A 13,111-nucleotide genomic window follows, 5' to 3' on the forward strand; every position below is an offset into this window, starting at 1 on the left:
GCGGCGAACGTTGTATGTTCAGCGGCCCGACCACCGAAAAGTACTCGCCCCTGTGATTGAGGGCGTGCAACTTGGCCGGGTCTAGGAAGCGGCCACTAGTGCGGTCCCGAGGGAAGGCATCGTCCTCGTACGAATTCCAGAGACCTTGCACCACCTGGACATGTTCCTGGGCCCGGGCATAGCGGGTATCGTAGTCGTAGTGCTCGTCCAACCCATAATTGCCCGCAGTGCCAGCATCGCCGCTGGTGACCACGTTCCAGCCGGCGCGGCCTTTGCTGATCAGGTCAAGCGAGGCCAGCCGGCGAGCAACGTTGAATGGTGCGTTGTAGGAGGTGGTTAGGGTACCGACCAAGCCGAGATGACGAGTGCTGACCGCCAGCGCCGAAAGCAGTGTCAGTGGCTCCAGACGGTTGAGGTAGTGCGAGGGCGAGTTTGCGGTGATGAACTGGCTGTCGACGATGAACATAAGATCGAACAGCGCCGCCTCGGCCTGGCGGGCGATGTCGATGTACCAATCGATATTGATGCTGGCATCGGCCGGCAACTCGGGATCAAGCCACAGGTTGTGCCGACCAGGGCCACCGCAACCCATGGTCAGGGCACCAAGTTTGATCTTGCGTCTGCTCATTGGAGGCTCCTTTCAGTGGTTGCCGGCAACAGGCGTCTGCAAGGCCGTGCCAAAGGAAGTGTCGAATAGGCTCGACGCCGGGTAGGCTTTGATCAGGCCAAGCCCGGCGAAGAAGTCGATGGTCTTCTGTGCATCGACGATTACCTGCGGATTCAGCGGCGCCAGGTCAGTGCGCGCGCGGGCGAACCAGACTCGGGCGATGTCGCGGTCGGCTCGCGTGCGCTGGGCCCATGCGTCGGCGTAGGCATCGGTATTGGCCGTGTCTTTCAAGGTCCATTGGCGGGCTTTCTTCAGGCGCTGCAGGAAATCGGCAATCTGCGCGCGCTTTTGCTCCACGGCCTTGATGTTGGCCACCACGAAGCTTTGCGCGGGGATCACCCCCTCGGCGGTAGCCAGCACACGGGCGCCCTGGCGCTCCTGTTGGGTGACATAGGGCTCCCAGGTGGCTATGACATCTACCGAGCCGCCGTCCAAGGCATGAGAAGCATCAAGGGCGCTGAGGTAGCGCAGTTCAACTGCCTCGCGTGGCACTCCAGCCTTGTCCAGAGCACTCAATAGCAACTGCTGACTCCACGAGCCCTTCCAGATCGCTGCACGTTTGCCGCGTAGGTCCTGCAGGCTTTGGATCGACGAATCTTTGCGCGCAAGAATAGCGACACCTGCAAGGTTCTGGTGACTGACCGCGATGACCTTGATCGGCGCCCCGAGCGCACCGAGGAACAACGGGGGTGCATCGCCGAGCAGGCCGATGTCGAGGCTGCCGACATTGAGCGCCTCCGCCACCGGCGAGCCGGCGGTAAATTGCTTCCATTCCAGGGTGTAGGGCAGGTCGCTGAGTACGCCGGCCGCTTCCATTACTGCACGGGCGTTGTAGCTTTGGTCACCCACTACCAGCGTCTGGGCGGCGGCAGCACCGCTGAATGTTATGGCCAACAATGTGGCCGCCAAATGTTTGATGTAGCGCACGTTCGTCTCCAATTACCCACCGGGGGAAGATGAGGCGATCCGCGCGTGCGGTCTCGTCAAAAGCCTTATATAACCACAAGGAATTCATAAGGTTATTTTTATAACACTAACCTTGTTAAGCAGTGCCTGCAATGCACATTAGGTTTCAGCTCAGCCCTTGGGCTAATGACATTTCAAAACAGAATGCCAGCGCTGTAAATGCATTTTATGCATATTAGCTTATGATCATTTTGCATTTTGAGAATATATGATTGGTTTGCTAGGGTTAACTCACACCCAGAACCTGAGCATGATCCATGACCCAGACATTGCGCCCGGAGCGCTTGCGACACTTCATCGACCGCCTCGCCGCACTGCTAGACCAGCGCCCTGACGACAGTGACCTGCTTACCCGCGGTCAGCAGTTACTTGCCGAGCTGGTCGCCCACGACGACTGGCTGCCAAACGACCTCGCCCAGCCTGATCCACAGCGCTACCAGCAGTACCTTCTGCATTGCGACTCGCGTCAGCGTTTCTCTGTGGTGAGCTTCGTCTGGGGCCCCGGCCAGCAAACGCCGGTGCATGACCACCGGGTCTGGGGCCTGATTGGGATGCTGCGCGGCGCGGAGCTGGCGCAAGGTTTCGCGCGCGACGGTCGAGGCGCACTCTCATCACACGGCCCGGCAGTGCGCTTGTTGCCTGGCCAGGTTGAGGCAGTGTTGCCCGGCGTCAGTGACATACATCAGGTCAGCAATGCCTTCGCCGACCAGGTGTCGATCAGCATTCATGTCTACGGCGGCAATATCGGCGCGATCAAGCGCGCTGTTTACGCAGAGGACGGCAGCGAAAAACCGTTCATTTCCGGCTACTCCAATACCCACCTGCCCAACATCTGGGACCTATCTAAAGAGAACCCTATCCGATGAGCACTGTCACCACCCGCCGCTATCGCGACATCCGTCGAGCCCTGCTGGCCCGGGAGGAATTGGCCCTGATCGACGTGCGCGAAGAAGATCCGTTCGCCCAGGGCCACCCGCTCTTCGCCGCCAACATTCCCCTGTCTAAACTGGAACTTGAGGTACTCGCCCGCGTGCCGCGAGCAGCAACCCCCATCACCGTCTACGACAATGGCGAAGGCCTCGCCACGGTGGCCGCACGGCGCCTGTTTGCGCTGGGCTATAGCGACGTGGCCGTGCTCGACGGCGGCCTGGCCGGCTGGCGCGCTGCCGGTGGCGAGCTGTTCCGTGATGTCAACGTGCCAAGCAAGGCTTTTGGCGAACTGGTGGAAAGCGTGCGCCATACGCCGTCTCTGGCTGCCGAGCAGGTCCAGGCGCTGCTGGATGAAAAAGCCGACGTAATAGTGCTGGATGCCCGCCGTTTTGACGAATATCAGACCATGAGTATACCGGGAGGCATCAGCGTGCCAGGCGCCGAACTGGTGCTGCGGGTGGCTGAGTTGGCGCCAGATCCAAACACCCAGGTAGTGGTCAATTGTGCCGGCCGTACTCGCAGCATCATCGGCACTCAGTCACTGGTCAACGCAGGCATACCCAACCCGGTGGCGGCCCTGCGCAATGGGACCATTGGCTGGACACTCGCCGGTCAGCGACTGGCCCACGGCCAGCAGCGGCGCTTCACTGAGGTCGGCGCCGGCACCCGTGCCAATGCTGGGCGCCAGGCCCGTCAAGTGGCCGATCGTGCCGGGGTACTGCGGCTGGACCGTGCCGGACTCGCGCAATGGCAGACCGAAGCCGGCCGCACCACTTACCTGTTCGACGTGCGTACGCCTGAGGAATATAGCGCCGGGCACCTGCCTGGCAGCCGTTCGGTACCGGGTGGTCAATTGGTACAGGAAACCGACCACGTGGCAAGCGTGCGCGGGGCGCGGATCGTGCTGGTGGACGACGACGGTGTCCGCGCTAACATGAGCGCCTCGTGGCTGGCACAAATGGGCTGGCAGGTCGCCGTGCTCGACGGATTGTCGCCGGCTGACTTCGACAACGCGGGTGAATGGCAGCCGCCACTGCCAGAACTGCCCGCAGCCAACGAGATCAGTGTCGAGCAACTGTCCACCTGGCTCAAGCAAGACGGCACGGTGTTGCTGGACTTCACCACCAGTGCAAACTACGTCAAACGCCATATCCCAGGCGCCCACTGGGCAATTCGTGCACAACTGGCCGAGGCCTTGGAACGGCTGCCTCAGGCCAGTCGCTACGTGCTGACCTGCGGCAGCAGCCTGCTGGCGCGCTTCGCCGCTCAAGACCTGCAGGCACTCACACGCACTCCGGTCTACCTGCTTGAGGGCGGCACTGCGCAGTGGATCGCTGCCGGGCTGCCGCTGGAGACTGGCGAATCCCAACTTGCCGTGCGAAGAAGTGATCGCTATCGGCGCCCCTACGAGGGCACAGACAATCCACGCGAAGCGATGCAGGGTTACCTGGACTGGGAATTCGGCTTGATTGCGCAACTTGAGCGCGATGGCACCCACGGGTTCAAGGTGCTCTGAAGCGGAGCAGGCAAGTGTACGCTGTGGATCGATAGCAGCCTTTCGTAATGTGAGGCGTATTGGATCAGACAATGTACTGTTCGCTATCCGCTACGTAGCGTCGCAGGCAAGCGTGTCGAGATCAATCGGGTACTAGTGGTGGGGTCGAGCTATCATCGACCATTCAGATTTGCAGATCCCATCCGACGCCCCGTTGTGTTGTTGCTCAATTGGGGCTTGAGAGCGCAAATGCCTACAGCCACCTGGATGTTTTCAATCCTGCGTGTTTGTTTTCTTTGACTTGGATACCTGATGCTGACTGCCCTGCTGTTCGATCTCGATGGAACCTTGACCGACACCGATACCCTGCATTTGCAGGCATTTCGCCAATTACTCAACGCCTATGACGGCCGCGAACTGACCCAGGAGCAATTTGACGCCCAGGTCAGTGGGCGCGCTAATGGCGCATTGTTCGCTGAATTGTTTCCACTGGCGAGCACAAGCGAGCGCCAGGCGCTTGCCGAGCGCAAGGAGGCGCTGTTCCGCGAACTGTCCACTGAACTGCACCCCCTGCCCGGCCTGCTGCGCCTGATGGACCATGCCCGCGCCTGGGACATCGGCATGTGCGTGGTCACCAATGCGCCGCGGCTCAATGCCGAGCACATGCTCAACGCCATGGGGTTGGCAGCTCGTTTCGAGCACGTATTGGTAGCGGAGGAGCTGGCGCGGCCAAAGCCTGATCCGCTGCCGTACCTGACCGGCCTGTTGCGCCTAGAGGCGCTGGCGAGTGAAGCGTTGGCATTCGAGGACTCGTTGCCGGGGGTCGCTGCGGCAAGCGGCGCCGGAATATTCACCGTTGGGGTTGCCACCACGCAGACGCCAGAGCGCCTGCTTGCGGCTGGAGCAAAACTGGTTGTGAAGGATTTCGATGATCCAGCGCTCTGGGCGTTGATCGAAACCCTGCACGGTTGAACCTAGCAATGAGGTCGCCTTGTGTCTTTCATCGAGGCGGCAACCGGGCGCCGCACAGGCGGCGCTCGATCTCACTGGCAGCAGCGTTTTAGCCAAGCCCACCCATTGACCGCTGTTCAGCCTCTGACGCCGAGCATTCCACGCTCGACGATGAAGTCGATCACCGCCTGCAAACCCTCACCCTTCTTCAGGTTGCTGAAGGTCCAGGGCCGCTGGGGCCGCATGCGCTGGGTGTCACGCTCCATCACTTCCAGCGAGGCACCCACGTAAGGCGCCAGGTCAGTCTTGTTGATCACCAAAAAATCCGACTTGGTGATGCCGGGGCCGCCTTTACGCGGGATCTTTTCACCCTCGGCCACGTCGATGACGTAAATGGTCAGATCGGCCAGTTCCGGGCTGAAAGTGGCGCTGAGGTTATCGCCGCCACTCTCGACGAAAATCACCTCAAGGTTGCCGAACTTGCGCGCCAGTGCTTCTACCGCCGCAAGGTTCATCGAAGCATCTTCACGGATGGCGGTGTGCGGGCAGCCGCCGGTTTCTACGCCGACAATCCGCTCAGGCTCAAGCGCGCCGGCTTCGGTGAGAATACGCTGGTCTTCCTTGGTGTAGATATCGTTGGTGACAACGGCGATCTGGTAGTGGTCACGCATGGCCTTGCACAGGCATTCGAGCAGTGCGGTCTTGCCAGAGCCGACCGGGCCGCCGACACCGACGCGCAGGGGTTGCTGATAGCTTTGCATGGAGGCAGTCCTCAGGAACGGAATAAACGGGTGTATTGAGTTTCGTGACGTGATGAAGCGATCGCCAACAGCGGCAGACCCCCGCCTAGCTGGTCATCCGCCAGCGTCAGGGCCCGGTCCAGCACGCACGGCAGTTCGGCGCCCAGATCCCGCAGAAGAGTCTGCGCTGCCTGCTGGCCGAACGGCACCAGCTTGACCCCGGCCATCACCGCCCCTTCCAGCCAGGCGAAAGCATGGCCAAGGGCGAGTTGACGAAGGGGTATCTGCCAGTGCGCGGCGAGCCATGCCATGGCGCCGAGCTGGCTGAGTTCCAGGCTGCTGCGCCAGGCAGGCTCCTGACCTAGCTGCCAACCATCGAGCATCCGCGCCAGGGCCGCGCCGCGCTGCTGTTCTTCCAGGCGCAATTCGGCCGTTTCGCGGTTGGCCAGCAAGAATTGGCTCCAGCGAGTGAACCCTTGTGAATCGCCGGCCTCGCAGGCGTGGTACAGGCGCGCCAGCACAGGCCAGTCAAGGCAGGCCAGGGTGTCGTGGATCTGTTCGCGCTGCCAGGCGCAGAAGCTGGCGGTGTCACGCACCCAGCCAGCCTCGACGGCCCACTCCAAGCCCTGTGAGTAGGTGAAACCACCCACCGGCAGGCCCGGGCTGGCCAACTGCAGCAAACGCAGCAGTGCCAGGTCGCTGTTCATCACCCAGCGAGCACCAGAGCAGCACCGGCCAACATGCCGCCGCCGAAGGCTTTCTGCAGGCCGCTGTGGCGACGCAGCAGGCAACCTACCGCGAAACCGGCCAGCAACAGCAGGCCGCTGACGGTGACGAAGCCTGCGCTGAACATCCAGAATGCGCTCGGGGTAGCTTCAACGCCATGGGCCCAGCCGTGGAACAGGGCGAACACCGGCATGGCCAAGGCCAACACCAATTGGCGGCTTGGCAGCAGGACTGCGGCGGCGGCAACCAGCACCGAGACGGCAATCATGGTTTCCATCCCCAGCACGTCGCCGAACAGGTGGCCGCACACCGCACCGGCGAACATCGACGCCAGGGTGGCCAACGGCAGGGTCAGGTTGCGCCGGGTCAGTGCGGCGAGCACGCCTGTGCCAAGCAGCATCAGCAGGTGGTCGAGCCCGGTCAGCGGGTGCAGCAGACCATCATGCAACGGGTTGCCATCGTGGCCGGGGTGAGCGAAAGCCGGCAACGCGACCATCAACAGTGCAAGGGCGAAAATCTTTTTCATGGTGGACTCCTACGGGGAACGTTTCAGGAATGGGCAGGCAGGCGCACGAAGGGGTGGTCGTTGCCATGGCTGTGGCTGTGGCCGTGCGGCGCACTCTGGTAAGCGCCGGCTTCAGGCTCGAAGGGAGCCTGCTCGGCTTGTACCGTCAGGCCCAGGCCCCGCAGCATGTCGTCGAGCACATGGTCGTGCTGATAACGCAGCAAGCCCGGTTCGATCTGCAGGGGAACATGGCGGTTGCCAAGGTGATAAGCCGCGCGCGCCAGCAGGTGGGGGTCGGCGCAACGCACTGTCGATACCGCTTCTGGTGCCGCCAGCACACGCACCACTTGGCTTGCGGCATCATCGGTGAGCAACTCGCCGCCACGCAGCAGGTGGCCACGTTCGAGCATCAAGCCAGCTTCACGGCCATCGTCGAGGGTTACCCGTAAGCGGCTCTTGATGCGGCTGTCGACATCCAAGGTGACGCTTGCAGTGACATTGTCGGATGCCTCGATTCGGCGGGTCAGAACAATCATCTTCACTCCTTCAGAACAGAAAATATCGCTGGGCCAGCGGCAGTTCGCTGGCCGGCTCGCAGACCAGCAACTGGCCGTCGGCACGAACCTGGTACGTCTGCGAATCGACTTCGATCAGCGGTTGCAGGGTGTTGTGGACCATGTCGGCCTTGCGCACTTGGCGGCAACCGTGCGCTACGCCAATCAGGCTCTGCAGCCCAAGCTCCTGGTGCAAACCACGGTCCATGGCGGCCTGGGGCAGGAAGGTCATGCGCGTGGCATGTCGCGCCGCCCCCATGGCGCCGAACATCGGCCGGTAGTGCACAGGCTGCGGCGTCGGGATCGAGCCGTTGATGTCGCCCATGGGCGCAGTGGCGATCATCCCGCCCTTGATCACCAAGGCAGGCTTGACCGCAAAGAAAGCCGGCGCCCACAGCACCAGGTCGGCCAGCTTGCCGACTTCCACCGAGCCGACTTCATGGGCGATGCCATGGGTCAACGCCGGGTTGATGGTGTACTTAGCGATATAGCGTTTGACCCGGAAGTTATCGCTGTAGGCGGTGTCCGGTGCCAGCGGGCCACGGCGCAGCTTCATCTGATGGGCCACCTGCCAGGTGCGCAGCACCACTTCGCCCACCCGGCCCATTGCCTGGGAGTCGGATGAGGTCATGGCAAAGGCGCCCATGTCGTGGAGGATGTCTTCGGCGGCGATGGTCTCGCGGCGGATGCGCGACTCGGCAAATGCCACGTCCTCGGCAATGCTCGGGTCCAGGTGGTGGCAGACCATCAGCATGTCCAGGTGCTCGTCGACCGTATTGATGGTGTATGGCAGGGTCGGGTTGGTCGAGGACGGCAACACATTGGCCTGCCCCGCCGCGCGAATGATGTCAGGGGCATGTCCGCCACCGGCACCTTCGGTGTGGAAGGTATGGATGGTGCGGTCGCCAATGGCCGCCAAGGTATCCTCGATGCAGCCGGACTCGTTGAGGGTATCGGTATGGATGGCGACCTGGATGTCCATCTCTTCGGCCACCCCCAGGCAGCAATCGATGGCAGCCGGGGTCGAGCCCCAGTCTTCGTGCAGCTTCAGGCCCACCGCACCCGCGGCGATCTGTTCGCGCAGCGCTTCAGGGCGCGACGCATTGCCCTTACCCAGCAGGCCGATATTGATCGGCAGGCAGTCGGCGGCTTGGAGCATGCGGGCCAAGTACCAGGGCCCTGGCGTACAAGTGGTGGCATTGGTGCCAGTAGCAGGGCCGGTGCCACCGCCGATGAACGTGGTGATGCCACTGGTCAACGCCTCCTCCACCTGCTGCGGGCAGATGAAATGGATATGCGAATCGATCCCGCCTGCGGTGACGATCTTGCCTTCGGCGGCGATCACTTCGGTACCCGGGCCGACCGGCACGGTCACGCCCGGCTGCACATCCGGGTTGCCGGCCTTGCCTATGGCTGCGATGCGCCCGTGCTTGACGCCAATATCGGCCTTGACGATGCCCCAGTGGTCGATGATCAGGGCATTGGTCAGCACCAGATCCATGGCGTGGGCGGCGAGCATCTGGCCTTGGCCCATACCGTCGCGGATCACCTTGCCACCACCGAACTTGACCTCTTCGCCATAGATGGTGAAGTCCTGCTCGACCTCCACCCACAGCTCGGTGTCGGCCAGGCGTACGCGATCGCCCACGGTGGGGCCGAACATATCGGCATAGGCCCTACGCGAAATACGACTCATGCCTTGCCCTCCAGTGGGCCATTGATTTTGCCCTGAAAGCCATACACCTCACGCTTGCCGGCGTAGGCCACCAGCTGCACGGTGCGCGACTGGCCCGGCTCGAAACGCACCGCGGTGCCTGCCGGGATATCCAGGCGCATGCCACGGCTGGGATCGCGTTCGAACACCAGTGCTTCGTTGACTTCATAGAAGTGGTAGTGGGAACCGACCTGCACCGGCCGGTCGCCATGATTGGCCACACTCACGCGAACGGTTTCACGGCCGACGTTGAGTTCGATGTCGCCATCGGCGACCTGAATTTCACCTGGAATCATGCTGGGCTCCTGCTTCAGGTCAGACGATAGGGTCGTGTACGGTCACAAGCTTGGTGCCGTCGGGGAATGTTGCTTCGACCTGCACGTCGTGCAGCATTTCGGCCACCCCTTGCATGACCTGATCACGGCCGAGCACTTCGCGGCCAAGGCTCATCAGCTCGGCCACCGTGCGGCCATCGCGGGCGCCTTCGAGCACCGCTGCACTGATCAGCGCCACAGCCTCGGGGTAATTGAGCTTGAGGCCACGGGCCAGGCGCCGCTCGGCCAGCAATGCGGCGGTGAACAGCAGCAGTTTGTCTTTCTCTCTCGGGGTCAGCTCCATGGCGCTCTCTCAAGTGGCCCAGATGCGCGGCGGGCACGCGGCCAGGCCCAGAACGGCCGGGCGCAGCACGTACCACAGGCGCTGCAGGGTCTGTTGCAGATGTTGGTTGTCGTGGTCGAGCAAGCGAATCACCAGCAGCGAGCCGAGCAAGGTCGCGCCGGCGGGGATATCAAGTGCGTCCAGTTGCGCGCGCACCTGCTCCAGTACGAGCGGTGTCGCGGGATAGGCGCAAAAGGTAGCGACCAGCGGATGGTCCGCGACTTTGGCCAGTTGCCCGCCTGCGATGCGTAGACGCTCGTGCAGCCCCGGGTCGCCTGGCAGCTCTATGCACAAGCGGCTGTCGATGGCGCCCTGTTCGAAGCGCTCGTTCATCACCGGGCGCCCCAGGCACAAGGTCTCCCATGCCAGCAGTTTGGCACCGGGTTCAAGGGTAAAACGGTTATCCAGGCTGGCGCGGGCGCCGTTGAAAAAGATGCTGTCCTGGGGCAGCCATTCCAGGGTGCTGCCTGCCTGCAGGTGAAAATGCTGAGCCAGGCGCGCGGTGGGGCCGATACTGCGGTAGAACTTGCTGGCACCGGGCATGGTGAGCAGCGCGTGGCTACCCGGTTCGAGGTGTATGTCCAGTTCCAGCCGATCACCTGCGACGATGCCGCCAGGTGGATGCAGCACGTAAACATGACAAGGAGCACCCTCCGGATAGAATGGGCGCTGCACCAAAAGTGGGCCGAAATGCCGACGCGCACCAAGGCGGGTCATGCCCTCACCCTCGACAAAGCGCAAGTGCAGGTACGCGCTCCAGCCGGCGTCTGTTTCCAGTGGTTCGATATGCTCCGCGAGCGACATCCTGCGGCCCCTTGATTTCTGTGGCCTTGCGGCCTTTTTGAGGATCATGCGCCGGCCCTTGGGAGCACACGGACTGACCACTCGATCAAATTTCGTGGGTGGGATATAGCAGGTTGCGGGCCAACTCCGCAGGTGAACGAAGATGAAAGCTTGCAGGCTATGGCTCTGGCATGGGGCACAGCTGTGATGTGCGCCCATTACCGGGGCGCCTCTTGGCCCTGTTTCAGTGCTGCGCTAGAGTCACGTCACTCCCATCGACCCTGGTACCGCTATGTCCCTATCCCCCGCCATCCCGGTCTTGAGGATTTTTTCTGTCGACAAAGCCAAGGAGTTCTACCTCGACTTCCTGGGCTTTGAGCTCGACTGGGAACACCGCTTCAGCCCAGATTTGCCGCTCTATGCGCAGATTCACCGCGATGGCCTGATCCTTCACTTGAGCGAACACCACGGCGATGCCTGCCCAGGCGCCACCGTGTTTGCCCGTACCCAAGACCTGCGCGCACTGGAGCGCGAGCTGTTGGCCAAACAGTACGGTTACGCCCGCCCTCAGGCCGAACGCGTGGACTGGGGCCTGCAAATGCAGGTGCGCGACCCGTTCGGCAACCTGTTGCGCTTTTGCCAGCAGATCGATGAGCAGGCCGCCCAATGAGAGCCATGAGCAAGCGCGATCTGGCGCGCCTGGAGCGCGAACTGGTCGCCTGTCTGACTGATGCCTGCGAAACGGCCAAGGCCGAGATCGTCGGGTTCAGCTGGCTGACCCATCGGCTCGATCCAAACGATATTCCAGCAAGCCTTCGCGTCACTTGGGTGTTCGAGTACGAGGCCGACAAAGCAGCGGCGCTAGCGGGTGAAGCCAAGGCGCGGATGCTTGCGCTGACAGGCCAGGCGCTTCAAGAAGCCGGTGTGCACCTGGACCACTTGGCTTGGCATGTGCGCTTCGACAGTGAGCAGGCCTGCATCGCCAGCCATGCAGGTGACTGGAAACGGCGCCTACAGCAAGGCTGACGTCTAGTTGAGGCTGGGCTGGCCTCCTCGCGGGCGAACCCGCTTGCTCAACGAGAGATTGAGTCTGCTTTTGTTTACTCAGCCCGATCTGGGAGCACGGGCACCTCAGGGCTTAAGCAGTTCTTCCAAGAGCGGCTTTAGCCTCGAAGAGGCCAGCCAACCAGTGAGCGCTTGCAGATCAGTGCCAATTCGTGACTGACCGTTCCCGATCCGCGACGGATGTATTATCGTGGCGTGGTGCGCATATAACAGCAGCCCGAGCGATCGGGCACTTGCAAGACAATCGAGGGTGTCATGAGTAACGAAAGCATTAACTGGGACAAGCTGGGTTTCGACTACATCAAGACCGACAAGCGCTTCCTGTCCGTATGGCGCAATGGTGAGTGGGACAAAGGCACCCTGACCGAAGACAACATGCTGCACATCAGTGAAGGCTCCACCGCCCTGCACTATGGCCAGCAGTGCTTCGAAGGCCTGAAAGCCTATCGTTGCAAAGATGGCTCGATCAACCTGTTCCGCCCAGACCAGAATGCCGCCCGCATGCAGCGCAGCTGTGCGCGCCTGCTGATGCCTCAGGTCCCGACCGATGTGTTCATCGAGGCCTGCAAACAAGTGGTCAAGGCCAACGAGAAGTTTGTCCCTCCCCATGGCAAAGGCGCCCTTTACCTGCGCCCGTTCGTCATTGGCACCGGCGACAACATCGGCGTGCGCACCGCCCCCGAGTTCATCTTCTCGGTGTTCGCCATCCCTGTGGGTTCTTACTTCAAGGGCGGCATGAAGCCACACAACTTCCAGATTTCCAGCTTCGACCGTGCCGCCCCTCAAGGCACGGGCGCAGCCAAGGTCGGCGGCAACTATGCTGCCAGCCTGCAACCGGGCGCTGAAGCCAAGAAAGCCAACTTCGCTGACGCCATCTACCTCGACCCTCTGACCCACACCAAGATCGAAGAAGTCGGTTCGGCCAACTTCTTCGGTATCACGGCCAACAACGAGTTCGTCACGCCTAAGTCGGCCTCGGTGCTGCCGGGTATCACCCGCCTGTCGCTTATGGAACTTGCGCAATCGCGCCTGGGCCTGACCGTGATCGAAGGCGACGTCGAAATCAACAAGCTCGACCGCTTCATCGAAGCCGGCGCTTGCGGCACTGCCGCAGTGATCACCCCCATCGGCGGCATCGAGTACAACGGCAAGCTCCACGTGTTCCACGACCTGGAGAAGGTCGGCCCGGTTACCCAGAAGCTTTACAACGAGCTGACCGGTATCCAGAGCGGCGATGTCGAAGCGCCGGCGGGCTGGATCGTCAAGGTCGCCTGATACGCTGCGCCATGCTGACCGACGGGGCATGCCAGACACTGGCATGCCCCGTTTGGTTTAAGCCGGCGTAGATGAATTTTTCT

Annotated in this window: 16 protein-coding genes; 6 read left to right on the top strand and 10 right to left on the bottom strand. The window is 62.1% G+C overall.

Annotated elements, in window-relative coordinates:
• Both J5M56_RS00005 and J5M56_RS00010 read right to left on the bottom strand, forming a co-directional pair.
• Positions 1-628: LLM class flavin-dependent oxidoreductase (locus J5M56_RS00005; RefSeq protein WP_207868896.1), on the bottom strand; the 628-nt coding region annotated here is incomplete at its 3' end.
• A 12-nt stretch (positions 629-640) separates the two neighbouring features.
• The gene (locus J5M56_RS00010; protein WP_186477101.1) at positions 641-1,594 is read right to left on the bottom strand and encodes an ABC transporter substrate-binding protein; all 954 of its coding nucleotides are present in this window, start codon (positions 1,592-1,594) and stop codon (positions 641-643) included.
• A gap of 296 nt (positions 1,595-1,890) precedes the next feature.
• Between J5M56_RS00010 and J5M56_RS00015 the strand changes: the two genes are divergently transcribed.
• From J5M56_RS00015 to J5M56_RS00025, 3 genes are all read left to right on the top strand, one after another.
• Complete coding sequence (locus J5M56_RS00015) at positions 1,891-2,499, top strand: cysteine dioxygenase (protein WP_207868898.1); 609 nt, start codon at positions 1,891-1,893, stop codon at positions 2,497-2,499.
• Complete coding sequence (locus J5M56_RS00020; protein ID WP_207868900.1) at positions 2,496-4,079, top strand: rhodanese-related sulfurtransferase; 1,584 nt, start codon at positions 2,496-2,498, stop codon at positions 4,077-4,079. The genes J5M56_RS00015 and J5M56_RS00020 overlap by 4 nt, the downstream gene beginning before the upstream one ends.
• A gap of 291 nt (positions 4,080-4,370) precedes the next feature.
• Positions 4,371-5,030 (top strand): HAD-IA family hydrolase, encoded by a 660-nt coding sequence (locus tag J5M56_RS00025; protein ID WP_060476542.1) that lies wholly within the window; start codon positions 4,371-4,373, stop codon positions 5,028-5,030.
• A gap of 116 nt (positions 5,031-5,146) precedes the next feature.
• Here the strand turns inward: J5M56_RS00025 and ureG are convergent, their stop codons facing one another.
• From ureG to J5M56_RS00065, 8 genes are read right to left on the bottom strand one after another with little or no spacing between them, the layout of a single operon-like run.
• A complete protein-coding gene (gene ureG / locus J5M56_RS00030; RefSeq protein ID WP_027916761.1) occupies positions 5,147-5,770 on the bottom strand; it encodes an urease accessory protein UreG in 624 nt (207 codons plus the stop codon).
• 11 nt (positions 5,771-5,781) lie between these two features.
• Entirely contained in the window at positions 5,782-6,456 is a 675-nt protein-coding gene (locus J5M56_RS00035; protein ID WP_207868902.1) for an urease accessory UreF family protein, read from the bottom strand.
• Positions 6,456-7,001 carry a HupE/UreJ family protein gene (locus tag J5M56_RS00040; RefSeq protein ID WP_186477096.1) on the bottom strand — a complete coding sequence of 182 codons (546 nt, stop codon included), beginning with the start codon at positions 6,999-7,001 and terminating at the stop codon, positions 6,456-6,458. Before J5M56_RS00040 ends, J5M56_RS00035 begins: the two co-directional genes overlap by 1 nt.
• 23 nt (positions 7,002-7,024) lie before the next feature.
• On the bottom strand, positions 7,025-7,516 hold the full coding sequence (ureE, locus tag J5M56_RS00045; RefSeq protein ID WP_060476545.1) for an urease accessory protein UreE: 492 nt from the start codon (positions 7,514-7,516) through the stop codon (positions 7,025-7,027).
• Positions 7,517-7,526: 10 nt separating this feature from the next.
• Positions 7,527-9,230, bottom strand: a complete 1,704-nt coding sequence (gene ureC / locus J5M56_RS00050; RefSeq protein WP_060476546.1) for an urease subunit alpha — start codon at positions 9,228-9,230, stop codon at positions 7,527-7,529.
• Positions 9,227-9,544 (bottom strand): urease subunit beta, encoded by a 318-nt coding sequence (locus J5M56_RS00055; RefSeq protein ID WP_060476547.1) that lies wholly within the window; start codon positions 9,542-9,544, stop codon positions 9,227-9,229. The genes ureC and J5M56_RS00055 overlap by 4 nt, the downstream gene beginning before the upstream one ends.
• 19 nt (positions 9,545-9,563) lie before the next feature.
• Positions 9,564-9,866 carry an urease subunit gamma gene (locus J5M56_RS00060; protein ID WP_060476548.1) on the bottom strand — a complete coding sequence of 101 codons (303 nt, stop codon included), beginning with the start codon at positions 9,864-9,866 and terminating at the stop codon, positions 9,564-9,566.
• A gap of 9 nt (positions 9,867-9,875) precedes the next feature.
• A complete protein-coding gene (locus tag J5M56_RS00065; protein ID WP_207868904.1) occupies positions 9,876-10,709 on the bottom strand; it encodes an urease accessory protein UreD in 834 nt (277 codons plus the stop codon).
• A gap of 271 nt (positions 10,710-10,980) precedes the next feature.
• Between J5M56_RS00065 and J5M56_RS00070 the strand changes: the two genes are divergently transcribed.
• The 3 genes from J5M56_RS00070 to J5M56_RS00080 all read left to right on the top strand — a co-directional run bounded on the left by J5M56_RS00070 (position 10,981) and on the right by J5M56_RS00080 (position 13,028).
• Positions 10,981-11,358, top strand: coding sequence for a glyoxalase superfamily protein (locus J5M56_RS00070; protein WP_060476550.1), 378 nt, complete (start codon positions 10,981-10,983; stop codon positions 11,356-11,358).
• Positions 11,355-11,714, top strand: coding sequence for a hypothetical protein (locus J5M56_RS00075; protein ID WP_207868906.1), 360 nt, complete (start codon positions 11,355-11,357; stop codon positions 11,712-11,714). Before J5M56_RS00070 ends, J5M56_RS00075 begins: the two co-directional genes overlap by 4 nt.
• Before the next feature lie 294 nt (positions 11,715-12,008).
• A complete protein-coding gene (locus J5M56_RS00080) occupies positions 12,009-13,028 on the top strand; it encodes a branched-chain amino acid aminotransferase (protein WP_207868908.1) in 1,020 nt (339 codons plus the stop codon).
• Positions 13,029-13,111 lie beyond the last annotated feature (83 nt).

This window comes from Pseudomonas sp. 51_B, from assembly GCF_017491595.1.
In the GTDB taxonomy this organism is placed as follows: Bacteria; Pseudomonadota; Gammaproteobacteria; order Pseudomonadales; family Pseudomonadaceae; genus Aquipseudomonas; species Aquipseudomonas promysalinigenes.

Excerpts from the sequence above, each read along its gene's own strand:
- ureE (WP_060476545.1), bottom strand. The coding sequence starts at position 7,516 with ATGATTGTTCTGACCCGCCGAATCGAGGCATCCGACAATGTCACTGCA.
- J5M56_RS00070 (WP_060476550.1), top strand. The coding sequence starts at position 10,981 with ATGTCCCTATCCCCCGCCATCCCGGTCTTGAGGATTTTTTCTGTCGAC.
- J5M56_RS00065 (WP_207868904.1), bottom strand. The coding sequence starts at position 10,709 with ATGTCGCTCGCGGAGCATATCGAACCACTGGAAACAGACGCCGGCTGG.
- J5M56_RS00040 (WP_186477096.1), bottom strand. The coding sequence starts at position 7,001 with ATGAAAAAGATTTTCGCCCTTGCACTGTTGATGGTCGCGTTGCCGGCT.
- ureG (WP_027916761.1), bottom strand. The coding sequence starts at position 5,770 with ATGCAAAGCTATCAGCAACCCCTGCGCGTCGGTGTCGGCGGCCCGGTC.
- J5M56_RS00015 (WP_207868898.1), top strand. The coding sequence starts at position 1,891 with ATGACCCAGACATTGCGCCCGGAGCGCTTGCGACACTTCATCGACCGC.
- J5M56_RS00080 (WP_207868908.1), top strand. The coding sequence starts at position 12,009 with ATGAGTAACGAAAGCATTAACTGGGACAAGCTGGGTTTCGACTACATC.
- J5M56_RS00035 (WP_207868902.1), bottom strand. The coding sequence starts at position 6,456 with ATGAACAGCGACCTGGCACTGCTGCGTTTGCTGCAGTTGGCCAGCCCG.
- J5M56_RS00060 (WP_060476548.1), bottom strand. The coding sequence starts at position 9,866 with ATGGAGCTGACCCCGAGAGAGAAAGACAAACTGCTGCTGTTCACCGCC.
- J5M56_RS00020 (WP_207868900.1), top strand. The coding sequence starts at position 2,496 with ATGAGCACTGTCACCACCCGCCGCTATCGCGACATCCGTCGAGCCCTG.
- J5M56_RS00075 (WP_207868906.1), top strand. The coding sequence starts at position 11,355 with ATGAGAGCCATGAGCAAGCGCGATCTGGCGCGCCTGGAGCGCGAACTG.
- J5M56_RS00055 (WP_060476547.1), bottom strand. The coding sequence starts at position 9,544 with ATGATTCCAGGTGAAATTCAGGTCGCCGATGGCGACATCGAACTCAAC.
- J5M56_RS00025 (WP_060476542.1), top strand. The coding sequence starts at position 4,371 with ATGCTGACTGCCCTGCTGTTCGATCTCGATGGAACCTTGACCGACACC.
- ureC (WP_060476546.1), bottom strand. The coding sequence starts at position 9,230 with ATGAGTCGTATTTCGCGTAGGGCCTATGCCGATATGTTCGGCCCCACC.